Consider the following 24089-nt stretch of genomic DNA (forward strand, 5'->3'; position numbering starts at 1 on the left):
ACAAATACGGCATACCGGTGGAAAAACTTGCAACTGATCTCAACATCCCTTCAGACCGGTTCGGTGAGAAACTCGGCAGGTTACGGAGACAGTATGCCTTTACCATGAACGACGTGCGCAAAAGCATTTTGAAAAATAAAGAATAGGCCGGATTACGAGATTTGCGAACCGATACGATCAGATACTCCATATATGGCTATCCCTTCGGCGGCTACGATGCCAAAAGCGAGCACCTCTGTTTTGGTGATCTTCTTGATCAGTCCGTTCGAGAAAAACATGAACAGGAAACCGAGTAGTGCGATGAATCCGGCATAGAAATTCTTCTCAATGGCCTGAGGGAGTGCCAGCATCAAGGGAGTGCAATCAGCACGCCGGCGGCAAAACAGATGAAGTAAGGTTTGAATTGTATGGCCCAATTCCGGTACCTGTAGAGGATGAAAATTCCCAACCCGTTGATGATGGCTGCAAGTATAGCAAAGAGGGCGATCCAGAGAAATGTATTGTTGTCTGACATGTTCAGTCTGTTTCTCTACTGAGTTATCTCTTATTCTGCTCTTTCTCCAAACAGGGCGGTTCCGATCCGGATGATATTGGCTCCCTCGGCAACTGTTTCTCATCCGCTTCTGTCCCAGATAAAATGGGTGACACGGTTGGGACCTCTTTTGACTCATCGCCTGTAACCCAGTTGATGGGCATGATCCGACACCTCATCCGGGTTGTCGTACTCCAGACAGAGGTGGGTAAAACGACCTTTTTCTCCCTCGGAGTCAATGAAGATCTCCAGTTTCAGATCCTGATACACCAGCATATATACCTCTGTTTGCCTGTCGGTGGCAAAGATGGAGTGGAGCACCTCCTCTGAATCGAGGGTGAACTGTTTCAACCGGTGGAAGTGCAAAACAGCTTCGTAGAACCTCCCGATCTCTGCCGGCTCAATGATGGTTAATCTGTAATAGTTGAGACTTGATCTGACAGTGGGCATTTTTACCCCCTCGGCCATTCCAGCCAATCAAATTATTTCTGACAAGTTGCTCTCGAGCAGCGCCTGTTTCCTCTTCATCCGACGGAGTCATAGATACAAAATTTTGATTCAGAGTCTTATTTATTGCATCAAGTTATTTTCTCTTTATTTTCATTTTATACTTTTTCCACAAATAAAAAATCAAAGTAATAATAATCCATAATGGCCAAATATTTATTATAAAGAGAAAGAAATCAACAAATCCGAACCATCCTTTAGATAGTGATTGCTTTAATTTTTCCGAAAATTTGTCTCTTTTTGTCGGATGATATTTAAAATTCTTTTGTTTTGATATTGTTAAATCAAGGGTACTATAAGCAACTAAGTCACTTAAATATTTTAGTTTGCCTGTTGTGTTCTCAATTTCTTCTTCTAAAGCGCGTATTTTTTCTTCAATCTCAAGTATTTCCTTTATACTATTGGCTTTTATCAACAAGTCGTTGTATCGCTTTAGATAATTTCTCTTATTTTCAAGTCTTGTTTCCAGATCAATAAATTGGTCAGTTACGTCTCTCGCTTCAATCTCTTTGTAAAGTATCTCGCCAACACCTGTCTCAGCATCATGTATAAACTTCATGAAATTATCACTTGGTATTCTTATTTTGAGATTATAAGATGTTTCCCAATCCGAATTATTAAGTTTCTCACTTGCATAATATCCCCCGTAATGATTAATTATAGTGTCAATTCGAAATTTAATGTTTTCAAGATCTGAAACTCTAATTCCTAATCGTCCGTCTTTGATAATTTTCTTTTTAGTCACCTCTTGCTTCTCGATTTCATCAATCGATTCATGTGAACTGTTTTTGTATTGTTGTTCGACAAGAATACTCTCATCTTCGATTGAGGTGGCAGTATAATTGTCAGATTGTTTCTGATGGCATGAAATCATTAGCAGTGTTACTATGAATATCGATAATATTTTTCTCATCATACAATAATTTAATTGTTTTCAGGGAGTCTTCTCAGGAAATCAAAATCACGAAAAATGTTCTTGTCACCACATTATTTAAGTTATATTAGTCCTCAAATAAACCGAGCAGTAAAAAATAAAAGTTATTTTTACAACTGCTATGGAAAAGAGGAAAAATTTTACATCGAAAATCAAGGCTGAAATAGTTTTATCCTTGTTGCGTGGAGAGGATCCGGAGCTGATCAGCCGTGAATACGGAGTTACTCTGGCTGATATCAACCTTTGGCGGGATCAATTTATCGAGAGTGGTACCGACGGGTTCAAACGTAAACCCGACGATTCGAAGCTGGGTGCTGCCGAGCGTAAGATCGGGCAACTGCAGATGGAGCTTGAACTCACAAAAAAAAAGAACGAATTGGCAGCAAAACTAAAAAGGAAATAATCTCCATGCTGATAGAGGAACATTATCCATTAACCGGGAAACCATATCCGAAGCGTTTGATATTCAAGGTAGTCGGCTACAGCAGCAGCACCTGGTATGAAAACCCTACTCCCAAAACAGGGAAACGGGGCAGAAAACCCAAGCATAGCGATGAAGAGGTTTTACAGGAGATTAAAACTGAAATTAAGAAAAGTACATTCAACGCTGAAGGTTATATAAAAGTGAAGAAGCGCATGGGTAAAAGGAAGATAAACGCTCTGGTAGCCGGCAAGGCACGTGTGAACCGCATCATGCGGGAAAACAACCTGCTGAGCCCCTACAGAAGGCCCGGGAAGACGAATAAGCGCGAACATGATGGTACTATAATCACGGATGCACCCAATGTAATGTGGGCCACTGACGGGAAGAGGTTCTGGATTGAAGGGTCAGGCTGGCATTGGTTCTTTGGTGTGATCGATCATTTTAACGATGAGATTATCTCATGGCATATTGCAAGGAAAGGCAACCGTTTTGCCGCCATTGAGCCTGTTAGGGCCGCTGTACGGAAGACTTTCGGTTCGGTAGGTAAGGATGTGTGTAAAGGAATGAAGTTGCAATTAAGAAGCGACCATGGCTCGCAGTATGACTCTGCTGATTTTATGAATGAAATGAAATTCCTGGGATTGGAGATGTCCAAAGCGTTTGTACGGTCACCGCAATGCAACGGGATAATAGAGCGGTTTCACCGCACCCTGGAAGAACAGGTGCTGCAAACAGAAACATTTTCTTCCTTCGAGGAAGCTTATAGCGTTATCAATCATTTTATTGATAACTACAACGCGGATTGGATATTTCATAGACTGGATTACTGTTCTCCTGTAGAATACAGGGAAAAGTATGCGGAAAGCCAGCGAAAAGAAAATGATGACATACCATCGGGCAATAAGGATCCTGAGGTTCAGCTTGTCCTCATTTCTAGTGGCTCAATGCCACGAAGAAATGAAACAGCCCATCAGGCAATGGTAAAAGGGGCAATTACTTACAGTAACACCCCTTCTATAAATCCTTCGGTATAATATATTACCATCGGATCAGCTTGTCCGATACAAAAGTAATAAAAAAGATTAAATACAATTAATGTGCTCGGTTATTACGGGCTAATACAAGTGGAAATTATTTCATGTATTACGTTATCGTTATTAATAACACAAAAGTAATGTGTTTATTATAATTTTGAAAATGTTTTTATCGCCTCTCTAATAGGTGTTCCGCCTTCGACTTCTTTTATGAGTTTTCTTGGAAATTTTTGTCGGACTTGGTAATGGTATTAACGTCTACTGGCGATATCATCCTTTTCGCTTCATTCTGAAAAAAATCAACTATATTTGCGATGTTGGTGTGGGTTACAAAAAGAAAAAACCGCTTTGTGAGCAGGTTGAAAAGAACTGTATGCATTTTTTATATTCAAGTAGCACATAATACAATAAAATACTCCCCTACTCTATTCAGAAGATAGTTTAGGGGAGTATTCTATTTACGATGCAAAGTCTCAGGAAACAGTCTGGTCGTCGACCTGTGCATCGGGAGCGTTGGTTTTTACCGATTTAATGCCGTTTTCCCTCGAAGCTTCGGTCTCGTACATTTCACTGTTGCCAATAACCTGTCCGTTGGAAGCTTTCAGGTTAAAATAAAATTTACCGTTTTTTGCCACGTTTTTTTCAAAACGGGCATCCTCTTGCGAATTCTTCTTTACAGATTCCACGCCGTTCAAGCACGCGGTTTTGGTAGAGTAACCCTCACTCGATAAGATCACCTGTCCGTTTCCGGCCTTAAGATTGAACTGAAACTCACCACTTTTTCTGGTGGTAATAACAAATTTTCCCATAGTTTTTTTGTTTTAGTTAGATATAAATACCTTTTCTAAACGATTTACGAGTAGCTTTGTTCAACGTTATTAACAAAAAAATGCCTCACTTTCAGTCAGTGAGGCATTTTATGCAAAAGTCTTTTTATTTTTAATTAAAAATATATCTTAATCCAAGTTGTAGTCTCCAAGTCTGAGAGTTTACGTCGTTGTATCTTGTATAAATTTCCGATACTTTCTCAGCATTAAAGAACGAGAAATAAGGCACTTTGTCATCAGCATTACCGGCTACTCCATCTTTGTTTACACCTTCAAATTTCAGAATTTGTCCCCTATTTGCTGCAGGTATCATTTGCTTATTAACTCCCCAAGTGCTGTTCAGCAAGTTGGCAAAGTTCATAATGTCTAAACTTACTTGCAACGTATTTGTCGTTTTACCTGTTTTCACAATGAAGTTTTGAGCGAAATGCAGATCGAAACGATGAACCATAGGAGCATAAGCGCCATAAGCATCTGCATATTTTCCTTTATTTTTGCTTAAATAAGAATCTTTTTCTACAAAATCCCAAAAACGGTCAGCATCCTCAGCTGTTTTCCATTGAATTTCATCTTTTGTTGCAGGAATATAAATCAAATCCTGATTGATAGCATCACCGTTCATATCGTTAGAGTATGTATAGCTGTAGCGATATGGCGAATATGCCTGATAGAAAACACCAAATTCAGATGAAGTCCATCCACCCAGGTAATTGATCCTGTAGTTCAAAGAAGCAATAATACGATGAGGAGAAACGTATTGTGACCATTGTGCACCGTTAAAGTTTGGCCCGTTTACGGTAGGTAAACCCTGCCATGCAGAAGTAGCGTTTGAGCCCGGCATACCACTTACTTCGTAAGAAGCTGTATGGGTATAAGCTGCCATTAAATTCAAATTTCTGACAGGTTCTGCATTGATAGTAATGTTTCCAGTATACCCATACCCTTCACTTGTGTTAGTCAGCACACCTAGCACACCCACATTTTTTTTGTGGTCTGCATCGTAGCTTGCATGGTTTCTATAATAGTTATAGTTTGAAGGGTAAATAAACCGTTTGTCCGGACCTTCAAATTGAGTATACCCATTAGCTTGAGTTTGATCTTTGATGTTATAATTAAGTAAGCGGATATCGTTGATGTATTTGGTAAACATTCCTTCAACAGTTACCGATAACGGAAATGAAACCGGTATTTGATAATCTACAGCCAAAGAACTTTTCCAGACCTGAGGCATTTTAAAATTGTTATCCACTCCAGCCATGTTACTTTGCAGTGTGCCTTCTTCTTGGGTAATAGTCTTTTTTAAACCCAATTTTTCAATCATTTGGTTTACGTCCGTCATTAACTTACCGTCCACATACATTTGATCCAGTAAAGGATTACGGCCCGTTGCAGCACCGGTGTTTTTGTCATAAGTCGTATAAATCTGATTGCTTGCACCTTGAATCATACCGGAATTTTGGGGCATGTTGGTGAAGAACACCAGAGGAAGACGGCCCGTAAAAAGCCCGGTACCACCACGTACGACAAGTGCTTTGTCTTTAAGAACATCCCAGGTGAAACCTACACGGGGAGAGAATTGGAACTTAGCATCAGGCCATTTTCCGGTATCCACTTTCTTACCACCGAAATCAAGCGAATAAATAGCGTTGTTACGCAACATATCGTTTAGGAAGAATGTATTGTCCATACGGATTCCGTAAGTCAACTTCAAATTATCAAGTGCGTTCCACTCATCTTGAATATACGCAGCCAGCTGACCAAACGTCACTTTACCGGCAGGGTTCAATTCTCCGTCATACCCGTAGGTAAGGGCAAATGCTTCGGGAGCAGCATTATTTTTGAAATCGGAAAAACTTTTGAAACGGTAGTATCCCGTTCCGTTACGCATATAAGAATTTAAAGCGGACTGATACTCGTAACTTAACCCAGCAGTCAACTTGTGCGATGTCAGGTAATAGGTAAAGTTGTCTGTAATACTAAATACATTATTCTTTACACCATTGTTCCAGGTAAACAACTCGTAACCAGCACTCATATATGGTTTAAAGTTTTTGTTGTTTGTTGGGTCTTCACCGGCAGCAACCACATCATCACCATCCATTATATCAAAGAACGGGAACGGAGAAGATTTACTGCCTCGCTGATCATTGATATCGGTATACGTCAGTAACAATTGGTTACTTATAGCGTCTGACAACCTTGAATTTAACTCAGTAGTAAACGATTTAACGATACTTCCCTGTGAATAGGTAGAGTTCATAAAAGCCATTGAATTAACACCAATCCTGTCGGTTCCATTTAAACGGTAGCCGGTATCGCTTGAGTTACCGTTGGTCGGAACCCAGTCGTCATTTTTGGTATAATTGTAACGCAAGCTCAGTTTATGAGTGGAGTTAATGTTCCAGTCAATACGTCCCAGAAATTTAAGGTTGGAAACACCACCTGGAAAATCGGTTGATGATCCTGTATCGTACCCATAACGTTCTTTTAAAAGACGAGAAAATTCATCCAGATCAGACTGGCGTGCATGGGAAATAAATTCATCACCGTTGGCGACTCCATTTGGAGAACCCCTCCATTTAGTGATTTGTTGAGGGCTTTTTTCTGTTTCGAAGTTAGCAAAGAAAAACAGTTTATCTTTGATTATCGGACCTCCTAATGTTGCTCCGTAAATTGTTTTTCCTTCTTCTGGTCGATCGCCTTCCGGCGTGAAATCACCAATTGAGTTTCCACGCATGTTTTGATTATAAAAATAGGTATAAGCGCTACCTCTGTAAGTATTTGTTCCTGATTTGGTAATAGCGTTTACACCGCCACCAATAAAGTTAGATTGACGAACATCAAAGGGGGCAATTACAACCTGCATTTCCTCAATAGCATCCAGTGAAATTGGGTTTCCACCACCAGGTAATCTGTCAGACAAACCGAAGTTGTTGTTCAAACGTGCGCCGTCTACGGTAAAATTACTGTTACGTCCATCACGACCTGAAAAATCCATCCCTGAAGATGCATACGGAGAAAGTCGGGCAATGTCTTGAATGTTTCTACTGGTAGTAGGCATCAGCGTAATTTGATCCGTATTGATATTGGTTGTGGCACCTGTTTTCTCTGTTGTAAATTTAGTTCTTTGTGCTGTAACGAGTATTTCATTAAGAACTTCTGAACTTTCAGACATTTCAACGTTGACCGGATAAGTTTCTCCAAGCTGCAATTGAATTCCTTCCAATTCTATTGTATTCATACCCACATAAGAAACTTCCACTTTATACGGTCCACCCACTCGCATACCGTTTAAACTAAAACGTCCATCTACGTTAGTGACAGTCCCATACGTGGTTCCCGAAGGAGTATGTGTGGCAACCACTGTCGCCCCGATAACAGCCCCCTCATTGTCGGTGACACGGCCGCTCATACTTGAAGTGGTCATCTGGGCGTTCACTACAGTGGCGAGCAGCCAAGAAAATACCACTGTTAAAAACTTCATCTTCTTAATCATAAATCAATTTTTAATGTTTTTGGATTATTTATTAAAAAATCTGTACAAAATTACAAAAATTTAATGTGAAAAACATTACGTTTTTGTTACATTTTTTAGTTATACAATATTTTAAATTTCAATTGATTGCATCGGTAACTTTTCAATAAATATGTAAGTAAGATAGTCATAAAACAATCAAAAAGAAACCACTTGAGGATTTAAAATAACAAACAAATATTATCGAACTTAACACATGTTGCGGCTATTTTATGTTAAAAATAAAATTCCGACAAGCAACCAACAAAAACGCGCGACCATGTGGCCGCGCGCTTTCCTTTCTTTATTTTTCAATGTGAGAGTATATCATGCATTAAAATTAAATTACATCATTCCTCCCATTCCTCCTCCACCCATAGGCATTTGCGGAGCAGGATTTTCTTCTTTCTTATCGGTGATTACACACTCGGTTGTCAGGAACATACCCGCAATGGATGCTGCGTTTTCCAGCGCAACACGCGCTACCTTGGTAGGATCGATAACACCAGTCTCGTACAGGTTTTCATACTTATCGGTACGTGCGTTGTAGCCGAAGTCAGCTTTACCTTCGCGAACTCTCTGTACGATAACCGCACCTTCTTTTCCAGAGTTGGCAACAATCTGACGAAGGGGTTCTTCTATAGCACGTTTTACGATTTCGATACCGGTGGTTTCGTCTTCGTTTTCACCTTTAAAGCCCTCCAGCGCTTCGCTGGCACGAATATAAGCGACACCTCCACCAGGAACGGTTCCTTCTTCAACAGCAGCGCGTGTTGCCGAAAGGGCGTCGTTTACACGGTCTTTCTTTTCTTTCATTTCTACTTCCGAAGGAGCACCCACATAAAGCACAGCAACACCACCGGCCAGTTTAGCCAAACGTTCCTGTAATTTTTCGCGGTCATAATCGGAAGTCGTTTTTTCGATTTGTGAACGGATTTGTCCTATTCTGTTGGAGATGGCATCTTTGTCACCCTCGCCGTTAACAATAGTAGTTGTATCCTTGTCGATAGTGATTTTTTCGGCACTTCCGAGCATATCGAGTGTAGCGTTTTCAAGGGTAAGTCCTTTTTCGTCTGAGATCACGGTTCCACCTGTCAAAATGGCAATATCTTCCAACATTTCCTTACGACGGTCTCCAAAGCCCGGGGCTTTTACAGCAGCAATCTTCAACGATCCACGCAGACGGTTTACAACCAACGTTGTCAATGCTTCCGAATCGATATCTTCGGCAATGATCAACATCGGTTTGCCGGTTTGAATTCCTTTTTCGAGAATGGGAAGAAGATCCTTGATGGCTGAAATCTTTTTATCGTGTACCAATACCAACGGATTTTCGAACTGAACTTCCATATTTTCAGTATCAGTTACAAAATAAGGAGATATATATCCGCGATCGAACTGCATACCTTCTACTACATCTACGTACGTATCCGTACCTTTGGATTCTTCAACCGTGATCACACCTTCTTTACTCACTTTTTGCATAGCTTCCGCAATAAGCTTACCGATAGCCTCATCACCATTGGCAGAAATTTTAGCTACGTTTTCGATCTTCTTAAGGTCATCACCAATTTCAACGGCCTGTTCCCTCAGGTTTTCAACCACCTTGGCAACAGCCTTATCGATACCGCGTTTCAGGTCCATCGGATTAGCACCTGCAGTAACGTTCTTCAAGCCAACACCAATGATGGATTGTGCCAAAACAGTGGCCGTTGTTGTACCATCGCCCGCATCATCATTGGTCTTGGAAGCTACTTCCTTTACTAACTGAGCTCCCATGTTTTGGAAAGAGTCTTCCAACTCTATTTCTTTTGCGACCGTAACACCGTCTTTGGTAATTTGCGGTGCACCGTATTTTTTGTCGAGTATCACGTTACGCCCTTTGGGCCCTAATGTTACTTTTACTGCATCTGCCAATGAATCCACGCCTTTCTTAAGCAAGTCGCGTGCTTCCATTTCGAATTTAATTTCTTTTGCCATATTTATTATAGATTTTTAGATGTTTAGATTTTTGACTTCAGACCGTTACAGTCTTGAGTCCATTACTCATTACTACCTTTTAAGAAAGGATTGCCAGAATGTCCGATTGACGCATAATCAAATACTTTTCACCATCAAGTTCAATCTCCGTACCGGCGTACTTGCCATACAAGACGTTGTCACCGGCTTTCACGACCATCTCTTCGTCTTTTGTTCCATTTCCTGTTGAAATAACTTCACCTTTCAACGGTTTTTCTTTTGCTGTGTCTGGAATGATGATTCCACCTACTGTTTTTTCTTCTGCAGCTGCCGGTTTTACCAGCACCCTGTCTGCTAATGGTTTAATACTCATATTGATACAAAATTTAAATAAATTATATGATGTTAGTTCTAATAATTTGTCGTCAGACACAAGACTCTATGCGAATTCTGTGCCAAAAAAAATGCATGTCAATTTTTTGATAAAATAACTTTTCAAACTGACAAATTTTCATATTCGCTGTCTTTTTAGAAAACATTTCATATCGTAAAATTACATTCTTTTACGATTGTCATCTCGGGTTAAAACCACAACCAATTCTACAACCTTCAAAGATACCTGCAGAAAATAATTGATATTTTGTACCTTTGTATTTTAAAAAAGAAAATGAAAGCATTTGTTTCCTGGAGCAGCGGCAAAGATTGCATGCATGCGCTGTATCATTTTTTGAAAAATCCCGAAAACCAGGCAGTTTGTTTATTAAATATGTCCGGCGAAGGAAACGGTCAACCGCATTCTCACGGAATAAGCAGCGCTATGATTCGCAAACAGGCAGCCCGGCTCAACATTCCTTTACTACAAAAAGCCACATCAAGAGGCAATTACGAAAAAAACATGAAAGAAGCCATTGCCCGTTTAAAATCAGAAGGTGTAGATGCTGGCGTTTTTGGGGATATCTACCTGCAAGAGCATCGTACATGGATTGAGCGCGTTTGTGGCGAAGCAGGCGTCTCTGCCGTTTTCCCGCTTTGGGGCAAAAGCACTTCCGGCCTTATGGAACAATTTATTACGGAAAGATTTAAAACCATCGTCGTATCCGTAAGAAAAGAAAAATTACCTAAATCGTTTCTGGGCAGATTGATCGACAACAATTTTTTAACCGATATACATACATTTCCCGCCACCGATCCTTGTGGGGAAAACGGAGAATACCACACATTTGTCTTTGACGGGCCTCTCTTTGTAGCGCCGATTCTTTTTGAGAAAGGAGACATAACCGAAGACGATAACCATTGGTTTTTAGAGATCAAGTAAAGATAACAGATATGAGAAAAAGATTTTTTTCAGGCATGCTCCTCCTTTTTTACGTTGTTGTTTCTTTTGCCCAAACCCCGTATAAAAGAATAGTATCGCTTGCTCCCTCTCTCACGCAGAGCCTTTATTACCTGGATGCCCAAGACAATCTTGTAGGCTGTACCAGCTACTGCATGGCGGCCAAAGAAGATAAAAAAGAGGTTGTGGCTTCTGCAGTAAAGGCCAATCTCGAAAAAGTCATTGCCTTGAAGGCCGATTTAGTATTGGTTTCGGGATTTACTGATCTTCAAGACATTGAAACGTTGAGAAAATTTGGAATAAAAGTAGAGGTTTTCCAGTCACCTAAATCGTTTCAAGAAATCTGCGGCCAGTTTATTCGTCTAGGTAAACTTATAGGAAAAGAGGAAAGAGCCCGCCGGATAGTGCTCGAAAGCGAGCAAAAAATAAAAAACATCTCATCCGGAATAAAATGGGGAAGAAAGCCCCGGATGTTTTTTCAAATAGGCGCTAATCCTCTATTCTCGGTGTTGCCCAATACTTTTATGGATGATTACATGAATTTTTTAGGAGCGGAAAATATAGCAAAAACCTTGAAACGGGGTTCGGTGAGCCGTGAATTTGTAATAACCCAAAATCCCGACTATATTTTTATAGTCACCATGGGTATCGTAGGAAAAGAAGAAAAAGACACCTGGAGCAGGTACTCCCAACTGACAGCATCAAGAAAAAAACAGATACACATTATTGAGTCGGACATTGCTTGTCAACCGACTCCCATTACTTTTGTACAAACAATGGAAGTCTTGGAAAAAATAATAAACAAATAAAACTTCAGACTGTGAATAACTTAGGACTTATACATATTTATACCGGTGACGGAAAAGGAAAAACAACGGCATCGGTAGGATTGGCCATACGTGCATTGGGAAGCGGATTAAAGGTGGTTTACTGCTCTTTTCACAAAAAGCCTGAAAAATACGGATATACCGAAATTGATGGCCTGAAGAAGCTTGGCGCTCAGGTATTCACCTTTGCAAAAGGACATCCGCACCTGGATAGAAGTATTGACGAAAACGCAATCAAGCGCGAGGTTTCCGAAGCAATCGACACCCTTAACCGGATGCTGAAAAACGATCAGACAGACATGCTTATTCTCGACGAAATACTTATCTCCGTCAGGGATAATTACCTGGAAGAAAATACCTTAATTGATTTTATGAAAAACAAGCCTCCTCATACGGAACTCATCCTAACGGGAAGAGGAGCCACTCCGAATGTTATGGATCTGGCCGATTACGTGAGTTTCATCCGGAAAATAAAACATCCCTACGATAAAGGCGTTTTTAGCCGCGAAGGAATAGAGTATTGATGATTTGAGAATTGTAATAGCAAGAATATGTCTAAAAAACTCATTTGGTTCATCTACGTTCTTCTGTTTTTGGTAGCATTATCTGTTGTCATAATTCTATCGCTAAGCATTGGCGAAATCCCCATACCCTATAAAAAAATTCCGCAAATTCTCGCCGATAAGGAGAGCATGGAGTACGGCGTGTTGTTTTACATTCGTATTCCGCGCACATTGCTTGGCTTTGCCATAGGCGGGAGCCTGAGCCTGGCCGGCGCCATATTACAAGGAATTTACCGCAATCCCCTGGTGGAGCCCTACACACTGGGCATATCGGGGGGAGCATCCCTGGGTGTTACGTTTGCCATCGTGGCAGGATTACACTTGCTTAACATCCTACTTTTGCCGCTTGCCGGATTTATCGGTGCATTTACAACCATATTTCTGGTTTATACATTAAGTTTGAAAAAGGGTGCACTGAGTGTGAACAGGATGCTCCTTATCGGTGTTATGATCAGTTTTATCTCGTCCTCGTTGATGATGTTTTTAATGTCCATCACAGCGACAGAAAACATCCACGGCATTGTCTTCTGGATTATGGGATCGCTCAACGAATCCAATACCGCCATGATCGGAGCCATGGTTGTCTTGTCAATCGTTTGCCTGCTTATTTCTTATCTGTTTGTGATGCCACTCAATGCGCTACGCCTGGGGGAGGAAAAAGCCCGCCATTTAGGCATTAATTCCAATGCCACTATTCGTATTTTATTTGTTATTACCTCTGTCCTCACCGGTGCCTGTATCGCCGTTGGAGGAGTTATTGGATTTGTTGGATTGGTTATTCCTCACATTGTCCGCCTGTTTGTAGGTTCGGATTATCGCATTATGCTGGTTTCCTCTTTTTTAAGCGGAAGTATTTTTTTAATATTGTGTGATATTATTGCCCGGACCATCATTTCTCCTAACGAATTACCTATCGGCGTAATTACAGGAATTGTGGGAGGAGTAGTTTTTATTGTCTTACTAAGCCGTTCTCAAAAACGCTCTAAACTGCTGCGAATATGAAAGAATTACTCACATTAAATAATTTTTCGTGTGGTTACAAGAACGGCTTTTCTATAAACGGTATCAGCTTTTCTTTAATTGAAGGCACCTTTACCGGCATCATTGGCCCTAACGGATCGGGGAAAACCACACTTTTCCGCGGTATCTCCGGCGACCTTCCCGTACGCTCCGGATCTGTTCTGTTCGAAGACAGGGATTTATCGCTGTTGACGCTCCGCGAAAAAGCACAGAAAATCGCTATTGTATCGCAATTTACGGAAACAACCCACATCACGGTCGAAGAATACGTATTGATGGGAAGAATGCCCTACAGGAAACCGTTTCAGTTTTTCGACAAGGCCGAAGATATAGATATTGCACATCACTACATGCAGTTGACCAATACGTACCGGCTTCGCGACAAATCCATGGCTGAACTGAGCGGAGGAGAACAACAAATGGCAAGCATTGCTTCGGCACTCTGCCAGAATCCGGCGCTTTTACTGCTGGATGAACCCACGTCGCACCTCGACATCACCCACCAGGTGAAGTTCATGAACCTGATGCAAAAACTTAACGATGAGCTGAAATTATCCGTGATCATGATTGTGCATGACTTAACATTGGCTGCCGAATACTGCGATTACCTCATCATGATGAAAAACGGTAGAATCCACAGGAAAGGGAGTCCCGAAAACGTTCTTACATACGAGAACATCGAGCATGTTTACGATACCGTTGTGGTTGTAAAAATAAATCCCGTATCGGGAAAACCGGTGGTCTTTCCTGTCTCGGAACGAAGATTAAGAGAGTTAAACGAGCTATAAGACCAGAACCACTAGGTTCTCTATTTAATAAAAAGGGTTTTCTTTCTGAAATTAAAATAAAACGTTACCTTTGTACCTGCTTTTAGACATCATGGAATTTGGTAATCCCGCCTCAAGCGGAAGAATCCAAAGCTGTACCCGCAGCCGTATGTTTCAAAATGTTTTCTGAGTTGTATTGTCACTGTTCCGTTGTCCGGGATGGGAAGGCATCAGAAAACAGAAACGAGCCGGAAGACCTGTCCGAAAGCCATCATCTATCATACGCTTTCGGGGATAAAAGCAAGGTGTTTTCTACAAGACCCAATCAGGTTATGGCATGCCTGCCATTCCCTTTTCCTTCTCGAAAGTTTATGGTTACACAAATCATTAATTGTTTAACTGTAAATTTTTTTATTTATGTACAAAAAAATTTTATCGGGAGTTGCGGCCCTGCTTGCTTTTGCAGGGATGCTACAAGCCCAGGAGACCGTTAAGGATTACGATCTCGACGAGGTTGTTGTTACGGCAACACGAATGAACTTGCCACTTAAAAGTATTCCACAAAAAGTGGAAATTATTGACAAAGACAAAATCGTGTCTATTCCTGCCGAAAATGCAGCTGAGCTTCTAAAGAGAGCAACAAATCTTGACATGATTCAATATCCCGGTGCGTCAGCCACCGTGGGTATGAGGGGATTTTCACCTACAGCGCACGCACGCAGCTATACCCTTGTAATGATTGACGGATTACCATCCGGGACAAGCAATTTAACAACCTTACCCACATCGGTTATTGAACGTATCGAAGTGATCAAAGGCCCCTATTCGGTTCTCTACGGAACCGATGCCATGGGAGGCGTAATAAACATCATCACAAAAAAAGCAACGTTACAAAAAACCGGGGAAGTTTCGCTCAAAGGCGGAAGTTTTGGCACAACTTCGTTCGATGCCAATGCGGCGGGCATGCTTTCTGACAGAGTTGGTGTCGTCGTGGGTTTTTCGAACCAGATACAGCAAAAAGATTACCGTATAGGCGGAAAAAATTTGTTGAAAATATCCAAAACGGAGAAGCTCATCCTCGACGAAAAATCATATGGCGATGTGTATCCGAACACCACGTTTCAGATGTCTCAACTCTTTGGAAAACTAAACTATTCCGTGAACAACCAATGGAACGTGTCTGTATCGTCGTTCTACAACCTGGCTTCGGATGTGGAAACACCCGGAAATTACTTCACTCAGATTGCATCCAAAAAAGATATCGGCAGACTCAATCTGTTCAGCGAAATATCACACACGTCTGAAAACAACAAATTAATCATTGCACCTTACTATTCCAACGAAAAAAACTGGAATTACGAAACAGCGGCAAGCGACAAAACCAATTTCATCTCTTTTAAGGATGATGTGAGTGAGTATGGTGTGAGAACAAACAATACGTATTATCTCAATCATATAACCCTGTTGGCAGGCATGGACTATGATGTGCTGGATTATCAATCTACCCGCCAATCAAAAAAAGGAAATGAAGCAAGCCCCTATAAGCCAAACAACAGAAATCAACGGTTATCGGCTTTTGTTCAAACAAATTACGAGTTGGGAGACTTATCCATAAATGGAGGATTAAGAGCAAACTATATCCGGTATAAAATCTTCAAACATGATAGCCTGAGTAATAAGAGCACCTCGGACAATTATTTTTATCTGATTCCATCTCTGGGACTAAAATACAACCTGCCTAAAGGGTTCAACGTCCATGCAAGTGTGGGAAAAGCATTCAGTATTCCCGACGCATTTGCCACATCGGGCTTTTATGAGGTAAATACCTTGGTTGGCGAGTGGCCATTCAGGATGGCCTATGTGGGAAATGCAGACTTGAAACCCGAAACGTCAATCACCTACGAAGGAGGAATGGGGTATTATCGGGATACATTTTATTTTGACCTAACCTATTTCAACACAACCCACAAAAATAAAATTGTAACACGAAGAACATCCGGTATGGGCAATGAAGCAGATTCCACTCATTATGAAAATGCGAAATCGGCATCAATGAGCGGATTGGAGTTTATAGGTTCGATAAATATAGGACAACTGGTTGGGTGGAACAACAAAGTGGAAATATACGGAGGATTAACCTACATGTTCAACAATACATTTACAGAATTCGCAACCGAGAAAGTGAAAGACCTCTTGTTTGTGAATAAAACCAACGGTAATTTCGGAATCTCCTACGACAACCGCAAAGGTTTTACCACCCGCCTGCATGCAAGATATAAAGGGCGTCGGTTGGAAAGAGACGGTTTTTCAAGAGCAAGGCCTCTGATTACGAAAGAAAACTACTATACAAAAGGGGGTTACAAAGAAACCGACAAGATATTACAATTTTCAGATCATCTTATTTTCGATTATTCGGCTTTCTACAATCTTACCCCCAAAGCCCGTATCGGCATCTCCGTTTCCAACCTTTTCGATGAAAACTACACCGAGAAAGACGGATACAACATGCCGGGACGGAACATTATGGGTCATGCATCTTATTTCTTTTAAATAAAAAAATCATGAAACTAAAAATTATTTCTTTATTGACAACAAGCCTGCTTGTCTTAACTCTACAAGCCCAGGAAAAAGTTACCGTAACCATAAATTACGGAGAAGAAAAGCTTTCCCAAGCCTTTCAGGTAAATTGGCAGGAAGGAATGACGGCCATGCTGGCCGTACAAAGTTGCGCCAATGTAACAACACATCCGGTAAAAGATTATATTTTTGTATCTACCATCAACGGAATAAGTACCGTTGCCGGTAAAAAAGCGTGGTACTATACCGTGAATAACGAAAGTACACATAAACTCGCTTTTCGATACCCTGTAAATCCAGGCGATACGGTGGAATGGATATACAAAAAAGATGTCTGCTCCGCCATAAAGCAAAAACAACCATGCGAAAAATAATTTTCATAACAGGCGGACAACGTTCGGGTAAAAGTTCATTCGCACAACGATTGGCAGAAAAATACGCTACCGATCCGCTATATCTGGCTACCGCCCGGCACTGGGATGAGGACTTCGAAAAACGCATCCAGAGGCACCAGGCCGACAGAGGCGAAACCTGGACCACCGTCGAAGAAGAAAAACTGTTGAGTCGTCACGATTTCAACGGTAAAACCGTGCTGGTGGATTGCGTGACGCTGTGGCTCACCAACATCTTTCACGATAACGGGTTCAACCTGGAGACCTCATTGGAAGAAGCAAAAGCCGAATGGGATAGATTCATCAACCAGGATTTCACGCTTATCGCGGTAAGCAACGAGATAGGCATGAGCCTGCACGCTCCCGGTGAAACCGCCCGCCACTTTACCGATCTGCAGGGTTGGGTAAACCAACACATAGCCAGGACTGCGGATGAAGTGTTTTTTATGGTTTCGGGTATCCCCGTACAAATAAAATGATAAATCAAACAATTATGATACAGGAAGAATTACAAAGAAAAATAAACAACCGTACCAAACCACTGGGCTCCCTGGGAAAACTCGAAAAACTCGCGCTGAAAATTGGCACCGTCCAGAACACACTCACCCCGGAGTTGAAGAACCCTGCTATTCTTGTTTTCGCAGCCGACCACGGCATTGTCGACGAAGGAGTAAGCCCTTGTCCCAGAGAAATTACCTGGCAAATGGTCATGAATTTCCTACGCGGCGGTGCGGGCATCAACGTATTTTCCCGGCAACACAACATCCGCCTGCGTGTAATCGATGCCGGCGTAGATTACGATTTTCCCGCGGGGTGTAACGTGGAAAACCGCAAGCTGGCCCGCGGCACAAAAAACATGATACACGAGCCGGCCATGAGCATCGAACTCTGCCGGCAGGCAATGGATAAAGGCGCCGAATGTGTACGCCAGGAGTTTGAACGCGGCTGCAACATCATCGGTTTTGGGGAAATGGGTATCGGAAATACGTCACCGGCATCACTGTTACTACACAAATTTGCAGGTATCCCGCTCGACGAATGTGTGGGACGAGGTGCGGGATTAAACGAAGAAGGGGTACGGCACAAATACAATGTGCTGAGACAAGTAACCGCAAAATATAATCCAAGAACGCCGCTTGAAACCCTCGCTGTTTTCGGAGGATTGGAAATAGCCATGATCTGCGGCGGTGTATTGGAGGCCAAACGGTTGAACATGCTTATTATTGCCGATGGATTTATCGCATCCTCTGGATTTTTAACCGCGTACGAGATGCAGCCCGATGTACTCGACAACGTGATATTCAGCCATGCATCCAACGAACACGGGCACAAGGCCATGGTAGAATACATGAAGGGAGACCCTGTACTGCATCTCGACCTTCGCCTGGGAGAAGGCACGGGAGTAGCGCTGGTTTATCCTGTTCTGCAGTCGGCATTACTTTTTTTGAATGAAATGGCAAGCTTTGAAGATGCCGCTGTGTTTGACGTAGAGAAAAACAGGTAAGCCGGAACAATGAAACAGCAACTCAACCTCTTCTTTCACGCGCTGCAGTTCTACAGCCGCATCCCGGCAGGAAAAATCGACTACAGTGAAGAAAACCTGGCGCAATCGATCCGTTATTTTCCGCTGGTAGGCAGTGTGGTTGGGATTGTCGGCGCATCTGTATTTATGCTGTTCATGCTCGTTTTTTCACAGGGAGTCTCGGTCACGGCAGCCCTTATTTCTATGATAGCCGTAACCGGTGCCCTGCATGAAGATGGTGTTTCCGACTTTTTTGACGGATTTGGCGGAGCCTACACCCGGGAACGTATCCTGGAGATTATGAAGGATAGCCACGTGGGCGCCTACGGCGTTATTTCGCTCGTGCTGCTACTCCTGGCTAAGTTTTCGTTGCTGACATCCATCACCCCTGAAAAAGTTCCGCTGGTGCTGATCGCCGCGCACACTTCCAGCCGTTTTGTGGCGGTGGCCCTGATGAAATCGTCTAGCTATGCCCGCACAGAAAACAGCAAATCAGCGCATTCCCGCCTGTCTTTATCGCGAACGACAGTGGTTACGGCGTTCGTTTTCGGGGTGCTGCCGTTGGTCTTTATTCCTCCGCTTGTAAGTGCCGTTGCAGCCATTGTCTACGCAATTATCCTCTTCGCGCTGAAACACTACGTGGAGAAGAAAATCGGCGGATTCACGGGAGATGTCCTGGGGACACTGCAACAATTTTGTGAAATTGCATTCTACCTTGTTTACACAGCACTGATTTCCTTAATTTAACCGATGAAACTTTATTTGGTAAGACATACCCGCGTAAATATGCCCCCAGGAATTTGCTACGGAAATTCCGATGTAGCCTTGGCCTATACTTTTCCCGAAGAGTTGTCCGCCATACAATCGGAACTGGAAGGTATCCGGCTTGCAAGAGTCTACAGCAGCCCGTTGAAAAGATGTGTAACGCTGGCCAGGGAGTTTTCCGGCAACGTGATTGTCGACGGAAGAATCAGGGAATTTGATTTCGGAAAATGGGAACGCCAGCCGTGGGACGATATTTATGCGCAGGATAAAGGAAAGGAATGGTTTGACGATTACGTGAACACATCCTGTCCCCACGGTGAATCGTTCCGCATGATGCTCGAACGTGTACGCCGGTTTATCGATTCGCTTCCGAAAACCGGTGGAAATATCCTGATTGTCACCCACGCCGGAATCATCCGGGCATTCCTTATCCTGCTGGAGGGTTATACGGTAAACGAAGCATTTGACCGGAAAATCGCATACGGTGAGATAATCATCCTGGAAAAACAAAAGAAGTAGAAAACAGATGCAAAAACTCCGTCCCTTAATGTTTGTCGGCACCGGATCCGATGTCGGAAAGTCGGTCATCAACACCGGTTTCTGCCGTATCTTCCTGCAAGACGGTTATAGTCCCGCGCCGTTCAAAGCGCAAAACATGTCACTCAACAGTTATGTCACCGCTGATAACCTCGAAATCGGCCGTGCACAAGCGGCACAAGCCGAGGCCTGCGGAATCGGCTGCCTCGTGGAAATGAATCCTATACTGCTTAAACCCAACGACGACCTCACATCGCAGGTGGTATTAAACGGTAAACCCGCCGGCAACAAGACAGCATCGGAATATTTCAATGAGGCCGGGCGCGACACTCTTTTTAACGAAGTAATGCACTCTTTCAACCGCCTTGCCGGACAATACAATCCCATTGTGATTGAAGGTGCGGGCAGCATTTCGGAAGTCAACCTGTGGGACAAGGACATCGTCAACATGCGTGTAGCGTTGCATACCCAGGCCGCCACGTTTCTGGTCGCAGACATTGACCGCGGCGGCGTTTTTGCGAGTGTTTACGGCACCTTGCAGCTCTTGCCGCAAGCCGAACGGGATGCGATAAAAGGCATTGTTATCAATAAGTTCCGGGGCGATTTAAAGTTATTTGAAGAGGGTAAGAAGATATTGGAGAAACTTACGGCAAAACCCGTAGTAGGAATTGTGCCGTATTTTCAGGGATTGTTCATTGAACAGGAAGACGGTGTGGTTATTGAACAGAAGAAGAAGAGTCACGAACACGGGAAAATCAATATCGGGGTAGTGTTGCTCAAACATTTATCGAATTTTACCGATTTCAACATGCTGGAACAGACACCGGGGGTGAACCTTTATTATACTGGCTGTCCCGAAACGCTGGCTAGAGCAGATATCATTATTATTCCCGGTTCGAAGAACACACTTTCCGATCTGAAAGCATTACGTGAAAAGGGCCTGGAAGAAGTTATTCTCGCACACCACAACGCCCGGAAACCTGTTTACGGCATTTGTGGAGGATATCAGATGATGGGGATAGAGGTGAACGACCCTAACGGTGTGGAAGGGAATGTACCCTCTCTGCCCGGGCTCGGAATTCTGCCCGTAACCACCACGCTGGCAAGCGGAAAGAAAACGCGGCAATGCACGTTTTCTTTTGTTCAAGGCAATGCGTCGGGCAATGGATATGAAGTTCATGCCGGACATACTCCTTCCATCCGTCCGCTTTGTCGCATGAACAACGGTGAATTCGACGGCTATTGCCTGAATGCCCGTACGTGGGGAACATACATCCACGGCATTTTCGACAATGCTTCGGTTATCAACCATGTATTGCGGCAACTAATCCCCGGGTTCACATCCACCATCGACTACAAGGCCCGAAAAGAACAGGGGTACAACCAGCTGGCGGATCTGATCCGGGAAAACGTGGATATGGAATACATCTATAAATGCTTGAAAACATAAGATTATGCTCTACGGCCACGGAAACGACCTGTACGACTACAGCGAAAAGATAACCGCCGATTTTAGTTCAAACATCCCTTACCGGAATGCTTCGGTTCAAATTGTGGCGCATTTGTCGGGTTGCCTGCACCTGATCAGTGATTATCCCGATCCAAATGCGCGCGCGCTCACACACGAGATTGCTGAGCACCACAACCTGTCTCCGGAAAACGTGCTGGTTACCAACGGATCGGCAGAAGCGTTTTATCTTCTGGCACACCTGTTTGCCGGGAAGCACAGCTCGATAACCTATCCCGCTTTTGCGGAGTACGAGGATGCCTGTACCCTGTACGGGCATACCCTGTCGTTTATGCCGGTGAGCGAATTGTGTGGAAGCATCAATTTCACCAGTAACGAGACCGTTTGGTTCGCCTTCCCCAACAACCCCGACGGCTCAATCGTTTCATCTGAAACTATAGAAAACCTCTGTCTCAATAATCCGGACTCTTACTTCATCATCGATAACGCTTACGGTGAATTGTGCACGCAATGCCAGCCGGTTATACCGTTACACGCAAATTATCCGAACCTGATTTCGGTGCATTCGCTCACAAAGACTTTCGCTATTCCCGGTTTACGCTTGGGTTATATTGTCGCCGAAAAAAATATCATAAATCGGCTCCAACCCCTACGTATCCCCTGGACTGTTAATACGCTGGCACAGGAAGCAGGAAGTTTTGTAATGGAAAATTACAGCCGTTTACTACCCGATGCCGGCATATTATGCCGTGAATCGCAACAGTTCCAACAGCAACTCGCCACACTTTCACATCTTGAAGTAACGCCGTCGCCGTGTCATTTTTTTTTGATTCGGCTGAAAAGCGGTACGGCTTCGCAATTAAAATCCTATCTTCTCGAGAAGCATGGTATCCTGATCCGCGACGCCAGTAATTTTCGCGGGCTGTCACCCTCTCATTTCCGGTTGTCCGTACAGGAAAAAACGGCAAATGACCGCCTGACGGATGCCCTCCGCGATTTCTTCAAAATAACAGCATGATTCACGATTTTATCACAACACATTCCGGTTTCCTGATCCCGCTCGCGGGTGGTTTTCTGCTCGACGCCCTGTTGGGCGACCCTGCCCGGCTTCCCCATCCCATCCGGTTGTTCGGAAAAATGATTTCTTTCTGCGAGCTAAAATTCAACAAAGGCAAGCGGAGAAGGACAAAAGGCATTGCGGTTGCATCGATACTTGTTTTACTCGTTTTCGGGTTTTTATACGGCATTCAGCTCGCGTTGCACGATTTTCCTGCGGTAAAAGTCGTCATAAACACCGTGTTCTTTTTTTACGCCCTCGGTAACCGGAGCCTGATTGAGGAGGCCTGGAAAGTGGAACGCCGGGTTCAAAAAAACGATTTGTCCGCCGCTCGCCGGCAATTGAGCCGGATTGTAGGGAGGGACACATCGCAGCTCTCGTTCCAACAGATCCGTACCGCCACACTCGAAACACTGGCTGAGAATCTGAGCGACGGTGTGGTTGCACCGCTGTTTTTCTATGCCCTCGGAGGTATTCCGCTGATGATGGCATACAAAATGATAAACACCCTGGATTCGATGATTGGCTATAAGAACGACCGGTACAACGATTTCGGATGGTTCGCCGCACATATACTTGATGACGGTGCGAACTATGTCCCCGCAAGGCTTACGGCATTTTTGATGATTTCCTTCCCGCCGTCATCCCGCGGGTTTCACTTTGTCCACAAATATGCGAGCCGGCATTCCAGTCCCAACTCGGGTTATCCCGAATCGGCGCTGGCAGGCATCCTGAATTGCCGTTTCGGTGGTTCGAACACATACGACGGGAAACGGGTGGAAAAGCCGTATATCGGAAAAAACTACCGGGAACTCACACACGACGATGTGGTGAAATCGTGCATCATTAATATCAGGACAAGCCTTCTTATGTTAATCTGCACATTGTCCATGTATTGTATTTTTCAAGAATTAACCGGTTTTTCGCATAATTTTTTATACTTTTGGGGGTAGTACTTGCGTTCTTGGTCCTAAATTTGATCCACACGACGCTGATAAAAAAACAGTATCGCATGAAATCAAAAAAATTGCTTATTATTGGGTTCATAGCTGTGGTAGCCGTTGCAGCCACCTTGTTTTTTTTGACACAAAAAAAAGACACGAAAATAACGGACGGTGGCGCTTTTGAAATTTCCTTCAACAAACAAGGAACGCTAGCATTTTTGTCGGCGCAAAACAACGACACCCTCTCGGTTATCGATATTGAAGTAGCGGACAACAACCAGCGCCGGGCACGTGGATTGATGTACCGGAAGTCCCTTCCCGTCGATGCCGGGATGTTGTTTGTTTTCGATGAGGAGGAAATTCAGGGTTTCTGGATGAAAAACACCTATATTCCCCTGGATATGCTTTTCGTCAACGCCGATAATGAAATCATTACCATTCATGCAAACACCGCTCCCTTAAAAGAATGGAACTATGCATCCACCCGGCCGGCATTGTACGTGGTGGAAGTAAACGCCGGATATTGTGCCCAAAAACAAATTACCGAAGGGGATAAAATTATTTTTGAGCTTTCAAGCCATTGAAC

26 protein-coding genes and 1 riboswitch are annotated in these 24089 nt (G+C 43.3%); of the genes, 18 read left to right on the top strand and 8 right to left on the bottom strand.

The annotated features are described in order from the left end of the window. The first annotated feature begins 17 nt into the window (after window positions 1–17). The gene (locus tag AACM02_RS10330) at window positions 18–146 is read left to right on the top strand and encodes a hypothetical protein (protein WP_339116906.1); all 129 of its coding nucleotides are present in this window, start codon (window positions 18–20) and stop codon (window positions 144–146) included. A 6-nt stretch (window positions 147–152) separates the two neighbouring features. Here AACM02_RS10330 and AACM02_RS10335 read toward each other — a convergent pair whose 3' ends face one another. The 4 genes from AACM02_RS10335 to AACM02_RS10350 all read right to left on the bottom strand — a co-directional run bounded on the left by AACM02_RS10335 (window position 153) and on the right by AACM02_RS10350 (window position 1952). After that, window positions 153–350, bottom strand: a complete 198-nt coding sequence (locus AACM02_RS10335; RefSeq protein WP_288010504.1) for a hypothetical protein — start codon at window positions 348–350, stop codon at window positions 153–155. Beyond that, on the bottom strand, window positions 350–514 hold the full coding sequence (locus AACM02_RS10340; protein ID WP_288010502.1) for a hypothetical protein: 165 nt from the start codon (window positions 512–514) through the stop codon (window positions 350–352). Before AACM02_RS10340 ends, AACM02_RS10335 begins: the two co-directional genes overlap by 1 nt. 153 nt (window positions 515–667) lie before the next feature. Further along, a complete protein-coding gene (locus AACM02_RS10345; RefSeq protein WP_339116907.1) occupies window positions 668–982 on the bottom strand; it encodes a hypothetical protein in 315 nt (104 codons plus the stop codon). 133 nt (window positions 983–1115) lie between these two features. Then, complete coding sequence (locus tag AACM02_RS10350; protein ID WP_339116908.1) at window positions 1116–1952, bottom strand: DUF4349 domain-containing protein; 837 nt, start codon at window positions 1950–1952, stop codon at window positions 1116–1118. Between the two features lie 142 nt (window positions 1953–2094). Between AACM02_RS10350 and AACM02_RS10355 the strand changes: the two genes are divergently transcribed. Together AACM02_RS10355 and AACM02_RS10360 are read left to right on the top strand one after the other, a co-directional pair. Further along, window positions 2095–2376, top strand: coding sequence for a hypothetical protein (locus tag AACM02_RS10355; protein WP_339116909.1), 282 nt, complete (start codon window positions 2095–2097; stop codon window positions 2374–2376). 5 nt (window positions 2377–2381) lie between these two features. After that, complete coding sequence (locus AACM02_RS10360; RefSeq protein ID WP_339116910.1) at window positions 2382–3431, top strand: integrase core domain-containing protein; 1050 nt, start codon at window positions 2382–2384, stop codon at window positions 3429–3431. A 473-nt stretch (window positions 3432–3904) separates the two neighbouring features. Here the strand turns inward: AACM02_RS10360 and AACM02_RS10365 are convergent, their stop codons facing one another. The 4 genes from AACM02_RS10365 to AACM02_RS10380 all read right to left on the bottom strand — a co-directional run bounded on the left by AACM02_RS10365 (window position 3905) and on the right by AACM02_RS10380 (window position 10104). Next, window positions 3905–4240 (bottom strand): YegP family protein, encoded by a 336-nt coding sequence (locus tag AACM02_RS10365; RefSeq protein ID WP_214063649.1) that lies wholly within the window; start codon window positions 4238–4240, stop codon window positions 3905–3907. A gap of 130 nt (window positions 4241–4370) precedes the next feature. Then, complete coding sequence (locus tag AACM02_RS10370; RefSeq protein WP_339116911.1) at window positions 4371–7754, bottom strand: TonB-dependent receptor domain-containing protein; 3384 nt, start codon at window positions 7752–7754, stop codon at window positions 4371–4373. Window positions 7755–8117: 363 nt separating this feature from the next. Continuing rightward, window positions 8118–9752, bottom strand: a complete 1635-nt coding sequence (gene groL / locus AACM02_RS10375; protein ID WP_332455660.1) for a chaperonin GroEL — start codon at window positions 9750–9752, stop codon at window positions 8118–8120. Between the two features lie 79 nt (window positions 9753–9831). Further along, window positions 9832–10104: a co-chaperone GroES gene (locus tag AACM02_RS10380; RefSeq protein ID WP_332455661.1), complete on the bottom strand. Its 273-nt coding sequence runs from the start codon at window positions 10102–10104 to the stop codon at window positions 9832–9834. Window positions 10105–10398: 294 nt separating this feature from the next. Between AACM02_RS10380 and AACM02_RS10385 the strand changes: the two genes are divergently transcribed. The 15 genes from AACM02_RS10385 to AACM02_RS10455 all read left to right on the top strand — a co-directional run bounded on the left by AACM02_RS10385 (window position 10399) and on the right by AACM02_RS10455 (window position 24087). Continuing rightward, window positions 10399–11046, top strand: coding sequence for a diphthine--ammonia ligase (locus AACM02_RS10385; protein ID WP_321719696.1), 648 nt, complete (start codon window positions 10399–10401; stop codon window positions 11044–11046). An 11-nt stretch (window positions 11047–11057) separates the two neighbouring features. Then, entirely contained in the window at window positions 11058–11873 is an 816-nt protein-coding gene (locus AACM02_RS10390; RefSeq protein ID WP_339116912.1) for a helical backbone metal receptor, read from the top strand. Between the two features lie 11 nt (window positions 11874–11884). Continuing rightward, a complete protein-coding gene (locus tag AACM02_RS10395) occupies window positions 11885–12415 on the top strand; it encodes a cob(I)yrinic acid a,c-diamide adenosyltransferase (protein WP_321719697.1) in 531 nt (176 codons plus the stop codon). A gap of 27 nt (window positions 12416–12442) precedes the next feature. Continuing rightward, window positions 12443–13456, top strand: a complete 1014-nt coding sequence (locus AACM02_RS10400) for an iron chelate uptake ABC transporter family permease subunit (RefSeq protein ID WP_321719698.1) — start codon at window positions 12443–12445, stop codon at window positions 13454–13456. Beyond that, window positions 13453–14262 carry an ABC transporter ATP-binding protein gene (locus AACM02_RS10405; RefSeq protein ID WP_339116913.1) on the top strand — a complete coding sequence of 270 codons (810 nt, stop codon included), beginning with the start codon at window positions 13453–13455 and terminating at the stop codon, window positions 14260–14262. The genes AACM02_RS10400 and AACM02_RS10405 overlap by 4 nt, the downstream gene beginning before the upstream one ends. A 55-nt stretch (window positions 14263–14317) precedes the next feature. Continuing rightward, window positions 14318–14521: riboswitch (cobalamin riboswitch) on the top strand. Window positions 14522–14658: 137 nt separating this feature from the next. Beyond that, window positions 14659–16791: a TonB-dependent receptor gene (locus AACM02_RS10410; protein ID WP_339116914.1), complete on the top strand. Its 2133-nt coding sequence runs from the start codon at window positions 14659–14661 to the stop codon at window positions 16789–16791. 11 nt (window positions 16792–16802) lie between these two features. After that, window positions 16803–17192, top strand: a complete 390-nt coding sequence (locus tag AACM02_RS10415) for a DUF4430 domain-containing protein (protein WP_332455668.1) — start codon at window positions 16803–16805, stop codon at window positions 17190–17192. Further along, complete coding sequence (locus AACM02_RS10420) at window positions 17180–17689, top strand: bifunctional adenosylcobinamide kinase/adenosylcobinamide-phosphate guanylyltransferase (RefSeq protein WP_339116915.1); 510 nt, start codon at window positions 17180–17182, stop codon at window positions 17687–17689. Before AACM02_RS10415 ends, AACM02_RS10420 begins: the two co-directional genes overlap by 13 nt. 14 nt (window positions 17690–17703) lie before the next feature. After that, the gene (cobT, locus tag AACM02_RS10425; RefSeq protein ID WP_339116916.1) at window positions 17704–18714 is read left to right on the top strand and encodes a nicotinate-nucleotide--dimethylbenzimidazole phosphoribosyltransferase; all 1011 of its coding nucleotides are present in this window, start codon (window positions 17704–17706) and stop codon (window positions 18712–18714) included. Window positions 18715–18723: 9 nt separating this feature from the next. Beyond that, complete coding sequence (gene cobS / locus AACM02_RS10430; RefSeq protein WP_214063371.1) at window positions 18724–19479, top strand: adenosylcobinamide-GDP ribazoletransferase; 756 nt, start codon at window positions 18724–18726, stop codon at window positions 19477–19479. Window positions 19480–19482: 3 nt separating this feature from the next. After that, the gene (gene cobC, locus AACM02_RS10435) at window positions 19483–20016 is read left to right on the top strand and encodes an alpha-ribazole phosphatase family protein (protein WP_339116917.1); all 534 of its coding nucleotides are present in this window, start codon (window positions 19483–19485) and stop codon (window positions 20014–20016) included. Window positions 20017–20023: 7 nt separating this feature from the next. After that, window positions 20024–21484, top strand: a complete 1461-nt coding sequence (locus tag AACM02_RS10440; protein WP_339116918.1) for a cobyric acid synthase — start codon at window positions 20024–20026, stop codon at window positions 21482–21484. Window positions 21485–21488: 4 nt separating this feature from the next. Next, window positions 21489–22520, top strand: coding sequence for an aminotransferase class I/II-fold pyridoxal phosphate-dependent enzyme (locus AACM02_RS10445; RefSeq protein WP_339116919.1), 1032 nt, complete (start codon window positions 21489–21491; stop codon window positions 22518–22520). Further along, window positions 22517–23512 carry an adenosylcobinamide-phosphate synthase CbiB gene (gene cbiB / locus AACM02_RS10450; RefSeq protein ID WP_332455675.1) on the top strand — a complete coding sequence of 332 codons (996 nt, stop codon included), beginning with the start codon at window positions 22517–22519 and terminating at the stop codon, window positions 23510–23512. Before AACM02_RS10445 ends, cbiB begins: the two co-directional genes overlap by 4 nt. Before the next feature lie 59 nt (window positions 23513–23571). After that, window positions 23572–24087: a DUF192 domain-containing protein gene (locus AACM02_RS10455; protein WP_339116920.1), complete on the top strand. Its 516-nt coding sequence runs from the start codon at window positions 23572–23574 to the stop codon at window positions 24085–24087. Window positions 24088–24089 lie beyond the last annotated feature (2 nt).

Origin of the sequence: Petrimonas sp. (genome assembly GCF_963921705.1) — a bacterium.
In the GTDB taxonomy this organism is placed as follows: Bacteria; Bacteroidota; Bacteroidia; order Bacteroidales; family Dysgonomonadaceae; genus Petrimonas; species Petrimonas sulfuriphila.

Excerpts from the sequence above, each read along its gene's own strand:
- AACM02_RS10355 (WP_339116909.1), top strand. The coding sequence starts at position 2,095 with ATGGAAAAGAGGAAAAATTTTACATCGAAAATCAAGGCTGAAATAGTT.
- AACM02_RS10360 (WP_339116910.1), top strand. The coding sequence starts at position 2,382 with ATGCTGATAGAGGAACATTATCCATTAACCGGGAAACCATATCCGAAG.
- AACM02_RS10350 (WP_339116908.1), bottom strand. The coding sequence starts at position 1,952 with ATGAGAAAAATATTATCGATATTCATAGTAACACTGCTAATGATTTCA.
- AACM02_RS10370 (WP_339116911.1), bottom strand. The coding sequence starts at position 7,754 with ATGATTAAGAAGATGAAGTTTTTAACAGTGGTATTTTCTTGGCTGCTC.
- cobT (WP_339116916.1), top strand. The coding sequence starts at position 17,704 with ATGATACAGGAAGAATTACAAAGAAAAATAAACAACCGTACCAAACCA.
- cobC (WP_339116917.1), top strand. The coding sequence starts at position 19,483 with ATGAAACTTTATTTGGTAAGACATACCCGCGTAAATATGCCCCCAGGA.
- AACM02_RS10445 (WP_339116919.1), top strand. The coding sequence starts at position 21,489 with ATGCTCTACGGCCACGGAAACGACCTGTACGACTACAGCGAAAAGATA.
- AACM02_RS10340 (WP_288010502.1), bottom strand. The coding sequence starts at position 514 with ATGTCAGACAACAATACATTTCTCTGGATCGCCCTCTTTGCTATACTT.
- AACM02_RS10440 (WP_339116918.1), top strand. The coding sequence starts at position 20,024 with ATGCAAAAACTCCGTCCCTTAATGTTTGTCGGCACCGGATCCGATGTC.
- AACM02_RS10400 (WP_321719698.1), top strand. The coding sequence starts at position 12,443 with ATGTCTAAAAAACTCATTTGGTTCATCTACGTTCTTCTGTTTTTGGTA.
- cbiB (WP_332455675.1), top strand. The coding sequence starts at position 22,517 with ATGATTCACGATTTTATCACAACACATTCCGGTTTCCTGATCCCGCTC.
- AACM02_RS10405 (WP_339116913.1), top strand. The coding sequence starts at position 13,453 with ATGAAAGAATTACTCACATTAAATAATTTTTCGTGTGGTTACAAGAAC.
- AACM02_RS10365 (WP_214063649.1), bottom strand. The coding sequence starts at position 4,240 with ATGGGAAAATTTGTTATTACCACCAGAAAAAGTGGTGAGTTTCAGTTC.
- AACM02_RS10415 (WP_332455668.1), top strand. The coding sequence starts at position 16,803 with ATGAAACTAAAAATTATTTCTTTATTGACAACAAGCCTGCTTGTCTTA.
- AACM02_RS10335 (WP_288010504.1), bottom strand. The coding sequence starts at position 350 with ATGCTGGCACTCCCTCAGGCCATTGAGAAGAATTTCTATGCCGGATTC.
- AACM02_RS10455 (WP_339116920.1), top strand. The coding sequence starts at position 23,572 with ATGAAATCAAAAAAATTGCTTATTATTGGGTTCATAGCTGTGGTAGCC.
- AACM02_RS10385 (WP_321719696.1), top strand. The coding sequence starts at position 10,399 with ATGAAAGCATTTGTTTCCTGGAGCAGCGGCAAAGATTGCATGCATGCG.
- AACM02_RS10380 (WP_332455661.1), bottom strand. The coding sequence starts at position 10,104 with ATGAGTATTAAACCATTAGCAGACAGGGTGCTGGTAAAACCGGCAGCT.
- AACM02_RS10390 (WP_339116912.1), top strand. The coding sequence starts at position 11,058 with ATGAGAAAAAGATTTTTTTCAGGCATGCTCCTCCTTTTTTACGTTGTT.
- AACM02_RS10345 (WP_339116907.1), bottom strand. The coding sequence starts at position 982 with ATGCCCACTGTCAGATCAAGTCTCAACTATTACAGATTAACCATCATT.
- AACM02_RS10420 (WP_339116915.1), top strand. The coding sequence starts at position 17,180 with ATGCGAAAAATAATTTTCATAACAGGCGGACAACGTTCGGGTAAAAGT.
- cobS (WP_214063371.1), top strand. The coding sequence starts at position 18,724 with ATGAAACAGCAACTCAACCTCTTCTTTCACGCGCTGCAGTTCTACAGC.
- AACM02_RS10410 (WP_339116914.1), top strand. The coding sequence starts at position 14,659 with ATGTACAAAAAAATTTTATCGGGAGTTGCGGCCCTGCTTGCTTTTGCA.
- groL (WP_332455660.1), bottom strand. The coding sequence starts at position 9,752 with ATGGCAAAAGAAATTAAATTCGAAATGGAAGCACGCGACTTGCTTAAG.